The organism is Pseudomonas sp. B21-009, from assembly GCF_024749345.1.
Taxonomy (GTDB): domain Bacteria; phylum Pseudomonadota; class Gammaproteobacteria; order Pseudomonadales; family Pseudomonadaceae; genus Aquipseudomonas.
Genome location: NZ_CP087199.1, coordinates 4,215,515 through 4,228,728 on the forward strand (window position 1 = coordinate 4,215,515; position 13,214 = coordinate 4,228,728).

Sequence of the window (13,214 nt, forward strand, 5' to 3'; positions counted from 1 at the left end):
GCGGTTTTTACCGCCCGCAGGCTCAGGCCACCCGCGCCAACGGAAACAGGCGCTTGAAGTTGGCCGTGGTCTGTTCAGCCAGTTGCTCATAACTTTCACCGCGCACCATCGCCACGAACTCCGCCACTTCACGCACGTACTCTGGCAAGTTGGCCTTGCCGCGGTAGGGGATCGGCGCCAGGTACGGCGAGTCGGTCTCGACCAGCAGCCGATCGGCAGGCACCTGGCGGGCCACATCGCGCAACGCATCGGCATTGCGGAAGGTGACGATGCCCGACAGCGAAATGTAGTAGCCCAGGTCCAGCGCCGCCCTGGCCATCTCCCAGTCTTCAGTGAAGCAATGCAGAACGCCGGCCTGCTTGAGGTCCGCTTCACGCAGCAAGGCCAGGGTGTCGGCGCGCGCCGCGCGGGTATGGATGATCACCGGCTTGCCGGTTACCCTGGCCGCCTCCAGGTGCAGGCGGAACGAGTCCTGCTGCACCTGAGCCGCTTGCGGCTCATAGTGATAGTCCAGGCCGGTCTCGCCAATCGCCACCACATGCGGGTGCTCCAGCTCCTTGAGCAGCCAGTCCAGCGGCGGTGCGCCATCGGGGGTGAGGTCGAGCGGGTGGATGCCCACCGAGCAGTCGACATCACTGTAACGCTCGCTGAGGTCCTTGACCGCCTGGGCGTTGTCGGCGCTGATGCCGATGCACAGGAAGTGGCCGACGCCGCGCGCGCGGGCAGCGTCCAGGGCCGCATCCAGGGAGCCCTGGTGGGCGGTGAGGTCAAGACGGTCGAGGTGGCAATGGGAATCTACAAGCATGGGTGCATGACAACGCTGAAAAGAAATGAAGGAACGGCGCAGCTCAACGCTGGCCCGGCAACATCGCCCAGGACGCCAGCAGCGCCTCGAGCAACAGCACCCGATTGAGGTTGGCCTTGCCCAGGACCTTCTGGCGCTGGGCCAGAATCCAGTCCTGGATCTCCAGGACCCTGGCCTGGCTGCTCTTCTGCGCCAGGTACTGGACCACCTTGCGCATATCGCTCAAGCCTAAACCCTCCTCGTCCTGGGTCAACTGATAACGCAGGACCAGGCTGGACCAGTCGCAGAACCAGTCGAACAGTTGCAGCAAGGGAATGGCATTCCAGGCGTCGGCCAGCTGGCTAGGCGATTGCTGCTGCTTGAGCAGCTTCTTCACCCCATCGACCACCAGCGCGCGCTGCTCGCGCACACCCTGGGCCTGCAGACTGACGGCCGCCAACGGCGAGCCGGCGGCCAGGCTGAGCAACTCCAGGCGCTCCTGCTCGTCGCAGTCGGGCAAGGCCTGTTCGAGCCAGGCCAGGCTTTGCTCGCGGCTCGGCAGCGGGCAGGCCTGCTGCTGGCAGCGGCTCTTGATGGTTGGCAACAGGCGGCTGGGCTGATGACTGACCAGCAGCAGAACAGTATTGCCCGAGGGCTCTTCAAGGCTTTTGAGCAAGGCGTTGGCGGCGTTGACGTTCATCGCCTCGACCGGCTCGATCAAGATTACTTTGCGCCCACCCAACTGCGCAGTCTGCACCACGAAAGACACCAGCTCGCGGACCTGGTCGACCTTGATCGGCTTGTCGGCCTCTTCCGGCTCCAGCACGTAGTTGTCCGGGTGGCTGCCGGCTGCGAGCAACTGGCATGACTTGCACTGCCCACACGCCTGCAGCCCTTGCGCACGCTGGCACAGCAGCAAGGCCATCAGGCGCTCGGCCAGGGCCCGCTTGCCAATGCCTTGCGGACCGTGCAGCAGATAGGCATGGGCATGCTGGGTGCGCCCGGCCAGTTGCTGCCACAGCGCCTGCTGCCAGGGAAAGGCCTCAGCCACGGCAACGCTCCAGAATCTGCGGCAGCAAGGCGTCCAGCGCCTGCTGTACCTGAGCCAGCGGCAAAGCGGCATCGATCAGCCGGTATTGCTGCGGCGAAGCCTGGGCGCGAGCCAGGTAGGCCTGGCGCACGGCTTCGAAGAAGGCCTGGCCTTCCTGTTCGAAACGGTCCAGGCGGCCGCGGGCGGCAGCGCGCGACAGACCGATCGCCACCGGCAGATCGAACACCAGGGTCAGGTCCGGGCGCAGATCGCCCTGGACGAAATTCTCCAGGGTGGCGATGCGCTCCAGCGACAGGCCGCGCCCGCCGCCCTGATAGGCGTAGGTGGCATCGGTAAAACGGTCGCACAACACCACCGCGCCACGGGCCAGGGCCGGGCGAATGACTTCGGCCAGGTGCTGGGCACGGGCGGCAAACACCAGCAGCAGCTCGGTGTCGGCATCCATCTTCTCGTCACTGGGGGCCAGCAGCAGTTCGCGGATTCGCTCGGCCAGCGGCGTGCCGCCCGGCTCGCGGGTCAGCACGACATCCAGGCCGGCGCCGCGCAGGTGCTCGGCGAGGTACTCGCGATTGGTGCTTTTGCCGCTTCCTTCAGGGCCTTCCAGGGTGATAAACAAGCCGCTCACAGGCAGTCCTTACAGTGGGTCATTGCGGGGAGGCCGCGTCGCTGGCCGGCGCCGCTTGCTCGGTCGCCGGCTCAGGGCTGACATCCGGCGATTGCGGCGCCGGCGGCTGGGCCTCGGGTTCAGGTTCGGTAACCGGGGCCGGGCTCGAACGGTAGTCGGCACGGCGCTTGATCTGGTACTCGCGCACGGCCGAATTGTGCGCATCGAGGTCATCGGAGAACACATGGCTGCCATCGCCACGCGCCACGAAATACAGGCTGCTGCCCGGCGTCGGGTTCAACGCGGCATGAATGGCTTCGCGGCCAACCATGGCAATCGGCGTCGGCGGCAGGCCGGCGTTGGTGTAGGTGTTATACGGCGTCGGCTCGCGCAGGTCGGCGCGGGTGATCTTGCCGTTGTAGCGTTCGCCCATGCCGTAGATCACCGTCGGGTCGGTCTGCAGCAGCATGCCGATGCGCATGCGCCGCACGAACACCCCGGCAATTTGCCCGCGCTCTTGCGGTACGCCGGTTTCCTTCTCGACCAGCGACGCCATGATCAGCGCCTGGTACGGATCGCGATACGGCACATCGCTGGAGCGCTCAGCCCATTCCTTGGCCAGCACTTCTTCCAGGCGCGCGTAGGCCTGCTGGAGGAACTCGACATCGCTCATGCCACGCACGAAGCGATAGGTATCGGGGAAGAACCGACCTTCAGGGAACACCCCCGGATGGCCGAGCTTGTCCATGACCTCGGCATCACTCAGGCCGTCGATGGTTTTCTTGATCTTCTCGTGCCTGGCCAGCGCCGCACGCACCTGGCGGAAGTTCCAGCCCTCGACCAGCGTCAGGGTGTACTGCACCACATCACCGCGACGCCAGACCTCGAACAGCTCGCGCACGGTCATGCCCGGGGTCATGCGGTACTCGCCGGTATGCAGCGGCACACCAGCCATGTTGAAGCGCCAGTACAGGCGTAGCCAGAAGGCGTCTTCCAGCACCCCGTCGTTCTGCATGCGGTAGAACATGCGGTTGGGGGTGGTACCGGTGGGCACGTCGAGCAACTGCTCCTGGGTCACGTGCAGGGTCTGCTCCAGCGCCGATTTTACCTTCCAGGCCGAATAGCCCAGCGTCAGGCCGGCCAGGATCAAGCCGATCTCCAGCAGCACCAAGAATTTACGTCTCACAAATCAGGCATCCAGTAGCGTACGGGCAATGGCCTGCAGTTTACGGGTGAGCGGCCCCGGCGGCCAGTTCAGCGATGTAAAAGCCTGTACCGGCCAGATGCCGTAGACGCTGTTGCAGACAAACACTTCGTCAGCTTGCTGCAGGTCCTGCAGGCTCAGGTCGGTAATCTGCACAGCGATTGCGGCGTCCCTGGCGTGATCGAGCAAGGCTGCGCGCATGACCCCGGCCACGCCGCAGCGGCTCAGGTCGGCAGTCTGCAGTTGGCCGTCGCGCACCAGGAACAGGTTGCTGTACACCCCCTCGATGATGCGCCCGGAAACATCGCGCATCAAACCTTCGGCGTGCGCGGCATCCTGCCACTCGGCACGGGCCAGCACCTGCTCGAGGCGATTGAGGTGTTTCAAGCCTGCCAGCAAGGGTTGCTCGGCCAGACGGGTCTGGCAATCGAACAAGCGAACGCCCTGTTCGGCATGCCCTGCGGGATAGGTGGGCAAGGGATTGCCCTGGAGAATTCGTCGTGGCGCCACGCCAGCGGCCGGCGCGTAGCCGCGCTGGCTGTCGCCGCGGGTAACAATGAGCTTGAGCACGCCGTCACCCAGCAAGCTGGCATAACGGCATAGCTCGTCGCGAATCAGGCCGTGATCGGCGCTGATCGCCAGGCGCTGGCAACCCAGCGCCAGGCGCTCGAGGTGGTACTCGAGCAACGATGGCCGACCTGCGCGCACGGCGATGGTCTCGAACAGACCATCGCCATAGGCCAGCCCCCGGCTTTGCAGGGTTAGTGCATCTGCCGGCAGGCCATCGACCCAGCTGTGCATCAGCCGGCGAACCGGCGGAACACCAGCGAGCCGTTGGTGCCACCAAAACCGAAGGAGTTGGACAGCACCACCTCGATCGGCATGTTGCGCGCCTGGTGCGGCACGAAGTCGAGGTCGCAACCTTCGCTCGGCTCGTCCAGGTTGATGGTCGGTGGCGCCACCTGGCTGTTGATCGACAGCACGCTGAAGATCGCCTCGACGGCACCGGCAGCGCCAAGCAGGTGCCCGGTCATCGACTTGGTCGAGCTGACGGCCAGCTTGTAGGCGTGATCGCCAAACACCGACTTGATCGCCGAGCTTTCTGCCAGGTCGCCGGCCGGCGTCGAGGTGCCGTGGGCGTTGATGTAATCGACTTCGCCGGGGTTCAGGCCGGCATCGCGCAGGGCGTTGGCCATGCAGCGCGCGGCACCGCTGCCATCTTCTGGCGGCGAGGTCATGTGGTAGGCATCGCCACTCATGCCAAAGCCTACCAGCTCGGCATAGATGGTCGCGCCGCGGGCCTTGGCGTGCTCGAGTTCTTCGAGTACCAGCGCACCGGCACCGTCGGCGAGGACGAAGCCATCACGGCCCTTGTCCCACGGACGGCTGGCGCGGGTCGGGTCGTCGTTGCGGGTCGACAGCGCCCGCGACGCACCGAAACCACCCATGCCCAGGCCACAGGCGGCCATTTCCGCACCGCCGGCGATCATCACGTCGGCTTCACCGAAGGCGATGTTGCGCGCAGCCATGCCGATACAGTGGGTACCGGTGGTGCAGGCGGTGGAAATAGCGTAGTTAGGCCCCTGTACACCCAGGTGGATCGACAGGAAACCGGAAATCATGTTGATGATCGAACCCGGCACGAAGAACGGCGAAATACGCCGCGGGCCCTGGTCATGCAAGGTCCGGCTGGTTTCTTCGATGTTGGTCAGGCCACCGATACCCGAGCCCATGGCCACGCCAATGCGCTCGCGGTTGGCATCGGTCACTTCCAGGCCGGCGTTACGCACTGCCTGAAAACCGGCTGCCAGGCCGTACTGAATGAACAGATCGAGCTTGCGGGCTTCCTTGACCGACAGGTACTGCTCGACTTCAAAGCCCTTTACCGAGCCGCCAAAACGGGTGGAGTAGGCAGACAGGTCAGTATGCTCGATCAGACCTATGCCACTGCGGCCAGCCAGAATGCCCTGCCAACTGCTCGGCACATCCGTACCCAGTGGCGACAGCATACCCATACCGGTGACCACGACGCGTCTACGCGACACAGCACTCTCCTTATTCAATTGACTACATCTCTTGTAAAGAAAAAACCGCACGCCGGCGAAGGCAGTGCGGTTTTTCCATGACAAGAAGCGACGACTACAACGTCTTAGGCCTGGTGGCTGGTGACGTAGTCGATAGCAGCTTGAACAGTAGTGATCTTCTCGGCTTCTTCGTCAGGGATTTCGGTCTCGAATTCCTCTTCCAGAGCCATCACCAGCTCAACGGTGTCAAGGGAATCGGCACCCAGATCTTCGACGAAGGAAGCAGTGTTCACTACTTCTTCTTCTTTAACGCCCAGTTGCTCGGCGACGATTTTCTTGACGCGTTCTTCGATGGTGCTCATACCTTGTTTTCACTCCTAATGGACATATGTCAGGCAGCTGGCCGGTGTGTAAGTGTATAGAAAGACGTCTGCTTTTCAAGCGCAACACGCCTTGCAAGACCACACCTGCCAACCGACTAGAATCTGGTTGCAGCTTTATAACGGATTTTAGACAGCTCGTATGACATTTTTTTGATGCAATCCGTCACATTCAATTTTACATGTACATGCCGCCGTTGACCGGAATGGTCGCGCCGGTGACATAACCTGCACCTTCGGAGGCCAGGAAAGCCACCACATTGGCAATCTCCTGAGCCTGGCCCAGACGCCCCAGGGGGATCTGGGTCTGCAGCGCTTCACGCTGAGCTTCAGGCAGCTCGCGAGTCATGTCGGTGTCGATGAAGCCCGGGGTCACCGAGTTGACGGTGATCGCGCGGGAGCCGACTTCACGCGCCAGGGCGCGGCTGAAGCCTTCCAGGCCGGCCTTGGCGGCAGCGTAGTTGACCTGGCCGACGTTACCCATGGCACCGACCACCGAGCCGATGCTGATGATACGACCCCAGCGCGCCTTGGTCATGCCGCGCAGCACGCCCTTGGACAGACGGTAGAGGCTGTTCAGGTTGGTGTCGATGACGTCGAACCACTCGTCGTCCTTCATGCGCAGCATGAGGTTGTCGCGGGTGATGCCGGCGTTGTTGACCAGAATGGTCGGCGCACCGAACTGCTCCTGGATCTTGGCCAGGGTAGCGGTGACCGACTCATCGCTGGTCACGTTCAGCTCAAGGCCAGTGCCGGTGATGCCGTGCTCCTTGAGGGTCGCGGCGATACGCTCGGCGCCCGAAGCGGAGGTGGCGGTACCGATCACGGTAGCGCCCAGACGGCCCAGCTCCAGGGCGATAGCCTGGCCGATACCACGGCTGGCGCCGGTAACCAGGGCAACTTTACCTTGCAGGCTCATGCAAGTTTCTCCTAAATCAGGCCAGCGCCGCACGAGTGGCGGCGACAGCATCTGGGGTATTGAGGTTGTAGGTGGTCACGCCATCGGCGCAACGCTTGTTCAGACCGGCCAGAACCTTGCCCGGACCGCATTCGACCAGGTTGACCGCACCATTGGCGGCCAGGGTCTGCACGCACTCGACCCAACGCACTGGCTTGTACAGCTGCTCCAGCAGATCGCGCTTGAGGGTGTCGAGGTCCGCAGCAACGGCAGCGCTGACGTTTTGCACCAGCGGGATTTGCGGGGCCTGCCAGTCGATGGCATTGACCGACTCGGCAAAGCGCTCGGCTGCCGGGCGCATCAGCTCACAGTGCGACGGCACGCTGACCGGCAGTGGCAGTGCACGCTTGGCGCCAGCAGCCTTACAGGCTTCCATGGCACGCTCAACGGCGGCCTTGGCACCGGCGATGACTACCTGACCTGGCGAGTTGAAGTTCACCGCACTGACCACTTCGCCCTGGGCTGCTTCTGCGCAGATACCCACGACAACGGCGTCGTCCAGACCCAGGATTGCCGCCATGGCGCCCTGCCCGGCCGGTACGGCCTCTTGCATGAGCTCGCCGCGGCGCTTGACCAGTTTAACGGCGTCACCCAGGCTCAGGCTGCCGGCGGCGACCAGGGCGCTGTACTCACCCAGGCTGTGACCGGAAACGAACGCCGGACGCGCGCCGCCCTCAGCCAGCCACAGGCGCCACAAGGCGATCGAGGCGGTAAGGATGGCCGGCTGGGTTTTGTCGGTTTGGTTGAGTTGCTCTTCCGGACCGTTCTGGGTCAGCGCCCAGAGGTCATAGCCCAGAGCCTCGGAGGCCTCACGGAAGGTATCAATGACCAGCGGATACTGGTCGCCCAGCTCGGCGAGCATGCCGAGGGACTGCGAACCTTGACCGGGAAAGACGAATGCGAGGGATGCAGACATTGAACAAGCCCCTAGTGATCTTGTCGTCGGAAATTAAGCGCCCAGCACCAGGCTGAGCACAAGAAACTGAAGAGTTGGATGGTAGCGAGGACCAAGCGGTCACATTTAACCACTTCCTGAGGCATATGCCTAAAGCAACAGGTCTTCCAGGCGCCCGTGCAAACGTTGCGGCAGGTTCTCCTGGATCTCGATCAAAGCGCGCTGGATGGCGCTCTGCAAGCCCTGCACCCCGGCAGAGCCATGGCTCTTGATGACAATGCCCTGCAGGCCGAGAAAGCTTGCGCCATTATGTCGCGCCGGCGCCAGGTCAGCCTGCAGGCGGCGCAGCAGGGGCATGGCCACGGCGCCGGCCAGGCGCGCGCCGAGCCCGCCCTTGAACAACGCCTCGATGCGCGAGCCGATCATGGTCGCCAGGCCCTCGCTGGACTTGAGCAGGATATTGCCGACAAAACCGTCGCACACCACCACATCCGCCTCGCCACGGTACAAGCCGTCACCTTCGACGAAACCGATGTAGTTCAGGCCGCGGGCGTTCTGCAGCAGACTGGCCGCAAGCTTGACCTGCTGGTTGCCCTTGATGTCTTCAGTGCCAACATTGAGCAAGGCTACGCGCGGGCGCGAGATACCCAAGGCCTGGGCGGCCACCGAGCCCATCACGGCAAACTGATAGAGGTTTTCTGCACTGCAGTCGACATTGGCGCCCAGGTCGAGCAGCTGGCAATAGCCGGTCTGGGTGGGAATGGCGGCAACCATGGCCGGGCGATCGATACCGGGCAGGGTTTTCAGCACATAGCGCGAAAGGGCCATCAGCGCACCGGTGTTGCCGGCACTGACGCAGGCTTGAACCTTGCCATCACGCAATAATTCGAGGGCCACGCGCATGGACGAATCGGGCTTGCTGCGCAGCGCCTGTGACGGCCGCTCGTCCATGCCGATCACTTCGCTGGCGGCCACGATCTGCAGGCGCGCGCGATCCGCTGCCGACTGGCCAGCGATCAGATCTTCAAGGAGGGAGGGTTGACCGACAAGGGTCAGGTGCAGCGAGGGGGTAGCCGACAGGCAAGCAATACTCGCCTGAACAATGCTGCGGGGACCGAAGTCCCCGCCCATTGCGTCAATCGCGATGATCTGAGCGGACAAGGATTACTCGTCAGCGCCCTTGTCGATCACTTTACGACCACGGTATACGCCTTCTGGCGATACGTGGTGACGCAGGTGCACTTCACCAGTGGTTTTCTCTACGGACAGAGCGTTTTCCGAGAGGGCGTCGTGCGAACGGCGCATGTCACGGGCAGAGCGGGATTTTTTGTTCTGCTGAACAGCCATAATTGATTAACTCCTAAACGTTTGGGTCACGCTTTAACTGCGCCAATACACTGAACGGGTTGGACCGTGTTACCTCGTCCTTGCTCGGTTCGGGCTCATCGGCGCCCGCCGGCTGCTGGCATTCTTCCGGATGATGAGCAGGCACGATAGGCAAGGCGAGCAGAAGCTCTTCCTCGACCAAGGCCTGCAGATCCAAAGGATCTTCGCCCAGTTCCAGCACGTCATAACCTTTCGGCAACGACTGGGTATTCGCACCCTCCTTCACCACGGCGTAAGTACATTCGCTGTGGATCGGCAGGGTGACCAGCTCAAGACAACGCTGGCAAACCATCTTGACCTCGACGCGCAGGTCGGTGTGGATAACCACAGCCTTCTGCTCGTCGCGCTCAAAATCGAATTTAGCCTGCACCGTACCGACAGTGTCGGAAAGCGGGTCGCAGAGTCTCTCCAAATCGGCGAGCTGCAGTGTTCCTTCGAGGGAAACGCCACGATCGGCCAATTTGCGCGGGTCAACGTGAGGTGGAATCGGGTCATTCAACATAGGCGCAGCATTCTAGGGATGACCCCCGCCCCTGTCAAAGGAAATTCGGCTCCGTTCAGCATGTTAGAATCGTTTCACCTGTTCAGGAGTCTATCATGCTGCCTTTATTACTGGCTTCCAGCTCACCCTACCGACGCGAACTGCTCGAGCGTCTGCGCCTGCCCTTCAGTTGGGCATCGCCGGATATCGACGAACATCGGCTGGACGAAGAGCCCGCCCTTGAGCTGGTCAAGCGCCTGGCCCGGGAGAAAGCCCAGGCCCTGGCCGGCAGCCATCCCGGGCACCTGATCATCGGCTCCGACCAGGTCGCGGTGCTCGGCGAGCAGATCCTCGGCAAGCCGCACACCTTCGAGCGCGCCTGCGAGCAACTGCTGGCAGCCAGCGGCAACCATGTGACCTTTCTCACCGGCCTGGCGCTGCTCAACAGCGCCACCGGCCACTGCCAGGTCGACTGCGTGCCGTTCACGGTAAACATGCGCGAACTGGACCTGCCACGCATTGAGCGCTACCTGCGCGCCGAACAGCCCTACGACTGCGCCGGCAGCTTCAAGGCCGAAGGCCTGGGCGTCAGCCTGTTCCAGAGCACCCACGGCGTGGATGCCACCAGCCTGATCGGCCTGCCACTGATCCGCCTGGTAGACATGCTGCAGGCCGAAGGCGTCAGCCTGCCCTGACGCGCACAAAAAAGCCGACCTCGATGGTCGGCTTTTTCAATGCATCAGGCAATCAACGCAGCGATGGCCCCTGAAAGCCCATCCACATCGCCAAGTGCTCGGCCACACTGGCCCCCAGGCGCTTGGAGAAGCGATCGAACGGCGACTCCTCGACGGTAAAGTCAACCAGCTCCTTCTCCCCCACCACCTCGCGCGCCACGTAACCGGCGCTGCCCAGGCCATCCACCAGGCCCAGGGAGAGGGCTTGCTCGCCCGACCAGATCAGACCACTGAACAGCTCAGGGTGCTCCTTGTCCTTGAGGCGCTCGCCACGACCCTGCTTGACACTGGCAATGAACTGCTTGTGGGTGGTTTCCAGCACGCCCTGCCAGAACGCCGTCTCTTCAGGCTTTTGCGGCTGGAACGGATCAAGGAAGGCCTTGTGCTCACCCGCGGTATAGGTACGACGCTCGACGCCGAGCTTTTCCATGGTGCCGACAAAACCGTAACCGGCCGCCGTTACACCGATGGAGCCCACCAGGCTGGCCTTGTCGGCGTAGATCTGATCAGCGGCACTGGCGATATAGTAAGCGCCGGAAGCGCCGAGATCGCTGATCACCGCATACAGCTTGATCGTCGGGTATTCGGCACGCAGGCGGCGGATTTCATCGTAGATGTAACCTGACTGCACCGGACTGCCGCCCGGGCTGTTGATACGCAGGATCACCGCCTTGGTTTTCGGGTCCTTGAACGCTTCGCGCAGGCCGCTGACGATATTGTCGGCACTGGCCGGCTCCTGGTCGGCGATCATGCCGCGCACCTCGACCAGCGCGGTATGGCTGACGCTGCGCGAGGCCGCCTTGTCCATGTTCATCAAAGGCGTGAACAGGGCAAAAATGCCGAACAGGTAAACAAAGGTCAGCAGCTTGAAAAAGATCCCCCAGCGCCGCGCCCGACGCTGCTCCTGAACACCGGCCAGAAGGGTTTTCTCCAGCAGCTTCCAGCTTTTCTGTTCTTCGTTGCTGTCGTTACTTTCGGCGCTGGGCGCCTTCCACTCGTCAGCCATGCTCACCTACCCTGGAATGTACTGCTGCAGGCGTGCAGCGAAGCCAGGCCTGCAACTGTGAAAAATGATCGATACACACCTGTGGCCCAAAGGCACTCAAGGCCTCGAGCGACATGGCGCCGTAACCCACCGCCACCGAATGCATGCCGGCATTGCTGGCCATCAACAAGTCGAAGGAAGAATCTCCGACCATCAATGCACGCTGCGGTTCGACCTGGCAATGGGCAAGAATCTCCTCAAGCATCTGCGGGTGCGGCTTGCCGCGGCTTTCGTCGGCTGCACGGGTGATATCGAAGTAATCTTCCCAACCGTTGGCGCGCAAGACCCGGTCGAGCCCGCGCCGGGCCTTGCCGGTGGCTACCGCCAGGCGATAGCCCTCGGCCCGAAAGGCCTCCAGCGACTCAACCACCCCCTCGAACAGCGGCGAAGGCTGGTCATCCAGGGCCATGTAGACGTCGGCATAGTGCTGGCGAAACTGCGCGATCTGCTCGGCATCCAGCTGCGGATACAACACGCTGATGGCCTCGGGCAACGCCAGGCCAATGATACCTTTGACCGCGTCATCCGCGCAGATGGCATAGCCGGCGCGACCGGCGGCCAGGTGCATGGCCTCGACGATACGGCCAATGGAGTCGGCGAGGGTGCCGTCCCAGTCGAAGACCAGCAGGTCGTAATTACGCTGCACCCAGGCGCTCCACGGTCTTGGCCCACATTTCGTCTACCGGCGCTTCGAGCTTGAGCTCGCCACCATCGGGAAGCGGCACGGTCAGGGCATAAGCATGCAGAAACAGGCGCTTGCCGCCCAGGTCGCGGATCTCACGGGTGAAATTTTCATCGCCATACTTGCTGTCGCCAGCAATGCAATGCCCGGCATGCAGGGCATGCACGCGGATCTGGTGGGTACGACCGGTGATCGGCCGCGCCTCGACAATGGTGGCAAATTCGCCAAAACGGCGCAGCACGCGGAAGATCGTCAGCGCTTCCTTGCCTTCGTCGTTGACCTCGACCATGCGCTCGCCGGAGCGCAGGTTGCTCTTGAGCAACGGCGCATTGACCTGCTTCTTGGCGGTGGCCCAATGACCGCGGACCAGGGCCATGTAGCGCTTGTCGACACCGTCGCCGCGCAGGGCAGCGTGCAAATGGCGCAACATGCTGCGTTTCTTGGCGATCATCAACAGGCCCGAGGTGTCGCGGTCCAGGCGATGGACCAGCTCCAGCTCCTTGGCGTCCGGGCGCATCTGACGAAAGGCTTCGATCACGCCGAAATTCAGGCCGCTGCCACCGTGCACGGCAATGCCGGCCGGTTTGTTGAGCACAATCAGCGCCTTGTCTTCATAGACAATCGCCGCCTCAAGACGCTGAAGCAAGCCCTGGGCCACCGGTACCGGCTCGTCGCGCTCGGGCAGACGAACGGGCGGCACGCGCACGATGTCGCCCGCCTGCAGCTTGTACTCGGGCTTGATCCGGCCCTTGTTCACGCGCACTTCGCCTTTACGCAAAATGCGGTAAATCAAGGTCTTGGGAACACCCTTGAGCTTCGTTACGAGGAAATTATCGATTCGTTGGCCGGCAAGTTCCGGCGCGACCTCGATCAGCTGGACGCCGGAGGTCGGAGGGGCAGTAGTCGTCATTTGCCAATCATAACAATTTTTTATGGATTTGAAGCACTTAATGATTGCTGCTATAGTCGCGAACGCCGCCAAAAGC

The 13,214-nt window shown here is 62.7% G+C and carries 16 protein-coding genes; 1 reads left to right on the top strand and 15 read right to left on the bottom strand.

Annotated features, from left to right (window positions below; genetic code table 11):
* Nucleotides 1-22 precede the first annotated feature (22 nt).
* The 12 genes from LOY34_RS19360 to LOY34_RS19415 all read right to left on the bottom strand — a co-directional run bounded on the left by LOY34_RS19360 (nt 23) and on the right by LOY34_RS19415 (nt 9,788).
* Nucleotides 23-805 carry a TatD family hydrolase gene (locus tag LOY34_RS19360; protein ID WP_195884743.1) on the bottom strand — a complete coding sequence of 261 codons (783 nt, stop codon included), beginning with the start codon at nt 803-805 and terminating at the stop codon, nt 23-25.
* Nucleotides 806-848: 43 nt separating this feature from the next.
* Nucleotides 849-1,835 carry a DNA polymerase III subunit delta' gene (locus LOY34_RS19365; protein WP_195884744.1) on the bottom strand — a complete coding sequence of 329 codons (987 nt, stop codon included), beginning with the start codon at nt 1,833-1,835 and terminating at the stop codon, nt 849-851.
* The gene (gene tmk / locus LOY34_RS19370) at nt 1,828-2,460 is read right to left on the bottom strand and encodes a dTMP kinase (protein WP_195884745.1); all 633 of its coding nucleotides are present in this window, start codon (nt 2,458-2,460) and stop codon (nt 1,828-1,830) included. The genes LOY34_RS19365 and tmk overlap by 8 nt, the downstream gene beginning before the upstream one ends.
* Nucleotides 2,461-2,479: 19 nt before the next feature.
* Entirely contained in the window at nt 2,480-3,625 is a 1,146-nt protein-coding gene (gene mltG / locus LOY34_RS19375; protein ID WP_195884746.1) for an endolytic transglycosylase MltG, read from the bottom strand.
* 3 nt (nt 3,626-3,628) lie between these two features.
* A complete protein-coding gene (pabC, locus tag LOY34_RS19380; RefSeq protein WP_093380584.1) occupies nt 3,629-4,444 on the bottom strand; it encodes an aminodeoxychorismate lyase in 816 nt (271 codons plus the stop codon).
* A complete protein-coding gene (gene fabF / locus LOY34_RS19385; protein WP_045195160.1) occupies nt 4,444-5,688 on the bottom strand; it encodes a beta-ketoacyl-ACP synthase II in 1,245 nt (414 codons plus the stop codon). The genes pabC and fabF overlap by 1 nt, the downstream gene beginning before the upstream one ends.
* Nucleotides 5,689-5,792: 104 nt before the next feature.
* The gene (gene acpP, locus LOY34_RS19390) at nt 5,793-6,029 is read right to left on the bottom strand and encodes an acyl carrier protein (protein WP_003175607.1); all 237 of its coding nucleotides are present in this window, start codon (nt 6,027-6,029) and stop codon (nt 5,793-5,795) included.
* A gap of 196 nt (nt 6,030-6,225) precedes the next feature.
* A complete protein-coding gene (gene fabG, locus LOY34_RS19395) occupies nt 6,226-6,966 on the bottom strand; it encodes a 3-oxoacyl-ACP reductase FabG (RefSeq protein ID WP_038994156.1) in 741 nt (246 codons plus the stop codon).
* A 16-nt stretch (nt 6,967-6,982) separates the two neighbouring features.
* Nucleotides 6,983-7,921 carry an ACP S-malonyltransferase gene (gene fabD / locus LOY34_RS19400; RefSeq protein WP_195884747.1) on the bottom strand — a complete coding sequence of 313 codons (939 nt, stop codon included), beginning with the start codon at nt 7,919-7,921 and terminating at the stop codon, nt 6,983-6,985.
* Nucleotides 7,922-8,050: 129 nt separating this feature from the next.
* Nucleotides 8,051-9,061, bottom strand: a complete 1,011-nt coding sequence (gene plsX, locus LOY34_RS19405; RefSeq protein WP_082075402.1) for a phosphate acyltransferase PlsX — start codon at nt 9,059-9,061, stop codon at nt 8,051-8,053.
* Nucleotides 9,062-9,064: 3 nt separating this feature from the next.
* Nucleotides 9,065-9,247: a 50S ribosomal protein L32 gene (gene rpmF / locus LOY34_RS19410; RefSeq protein ID WP_010223221.1), complete on the bottom strand. Its 183-nt coding sequence runs from the start codon at nt 9,245-9,247 to the stop codon at nt 9,065-9,067.
* 13 nt (nt 9,248-9,260) lie between these two features.
* Nucleotides 9,261-9,788 (bottom strand): YceD family protein, encoded by a 528-nt coding sequence (locus LOY34_RS19415; protein WP_045195168.1) that lies wholly within the window; start codon nt 9,786-9,788, stop codon nt 9,261-9,263.
* Between the two features lie 95 nt (nt 9,789-9,883).
* Here LOY34_RS19415 and LOY34_RS19420 point away from each other — a divergent pair, with 95 nt between their 5' ends.
* Nucleotides 9,884-10,462 carry a nucleoside triphosphate pyrophosphatase gene (locus tag LOY34_RS19420; RefSeq protein WP_213603585.1) on the top strand — a complete coding sequence of 193 codons (579 nt, stop codon included), beginning with the start codon at nt 9,884-9,886 and terminating at the stop codon, nt 10,460-10,462.
* A 52-nt stretch (nt 10,463-10,514) separates the two neighbouring features.
* On the opposite strand, the gene LOY34_RS19425 is transcribed toward LOY34_RS19420, so the two are convergent.
* From LOY34_RS19425 to rluC, 3 genes are read right to left on the bottom strand one after another with little or no spacing between them, the layout of a single operon-like run.
* Nucleotides 10,515-11,507, bottom strand: coding sequence for a S49 family peptidase (locus LOY34_RS19425; protein WP_195884749.1), 993 nt, complete (start codon nt 11,505-11,507; stop codon nt 10,515-10,517).
* A complete protein-coding gene (locus LOY34_RS19430; RefSeq protein WP_195884750.1) occupies nt 11,500-12,192 on the bottom strand; it encodes an HAD family hydrolase in 693 nt (230 codons plus the stop codon). Before LOY34_RS19430 ends, LOY34_RS19425 begins: the two co-directional genes overlap by 8 nt.
* The gene (rluC, locus tag LOY34_RS19435; RefSeq protein ID WP_195884751.1) at nt 12,182-13,138 is read right to left on the bottom strand and encodes a 23S rRNA pseudouridine(955/2504/2580) synthase RluC; all 957 of its coding nucleotides are present in this window, start codon (nt 13,136-13,138) and stop codon (nt 12,182-12,184) included. Before rluC ends, LOY34_RS19430 begins: the two co-directional genes overlap by 11 nt.
* Nucleotides 13,139-13,214 lie beyond the last annotated feature (76 nt).

Coding starts and splice junctions, on each gene's coding strand:
- rluC (WP_195884751.1), bottom strand. CDS start 13,138: ATGACGACTACTGCCCCTCCGACCTCCGGCGTCCAGCTGATCGAGGTC.
- pabC (WP_093380584.1), bottom strand. CDS start 4,444: ATGCACAGCTGGGTCGATGGCCTGCCGGCAGATGCACTAACCCTGCAA.
- fabD (WP_195884747.1), bottom strand. CDS start 7,921: ATGTCTGCATCCCTCGCATTCGTCTTTCCCGGTCAAGGTTCGCAGTCC.
- LOY34_RS19360 (WP_195884743.1), bottom strand. CDS start 805: ATGCTTGTAGATTCCCATTGCCACCTCGACCGTCTTGACCTCACCGCC.
- LOY34_RS19420 (WP_213603585.1), top strand. CDS start 9,884: ATGCTGCCTTTATTACTGGCTTCCAGCTCACCCTACCGACGCGAACTG.
- LOY34_RS19415 (WP_045195168.1), bottom strand. CDS start 9,788: ATGTTGAATGACCCGATTCCACCTCACGTTGACCCGCGCAAATTGGCC.
- acpP (WP_003175607.1), bottom strand. CDS start 6,029: ATGAGCACCATCGAAGAACGCGTCAAGAAAATCGTCGCCGAGCAACTG.
- rpmF (WP_010223221.1), bottom strand. CDS start 9,247: ATGGCTGTTCAGCAGAACAAAAAATCCCGCTCTGCCCGTGACATGCGC.
- LOY34_RS19425 (WP_195884749.1), bottom strand. CDS start 11,507: ATGGCTGACGAGTGGAAGGCGCCCAGCGCCGAAAGTAACGACAGCAAC.
- fabG (WP_038994156.1), bottom strand. CDS start 6,966: ATGAGCCTGCAAGGTAAAGTTGCCCTGGTTACCGGCGCCAGCCGTGGT.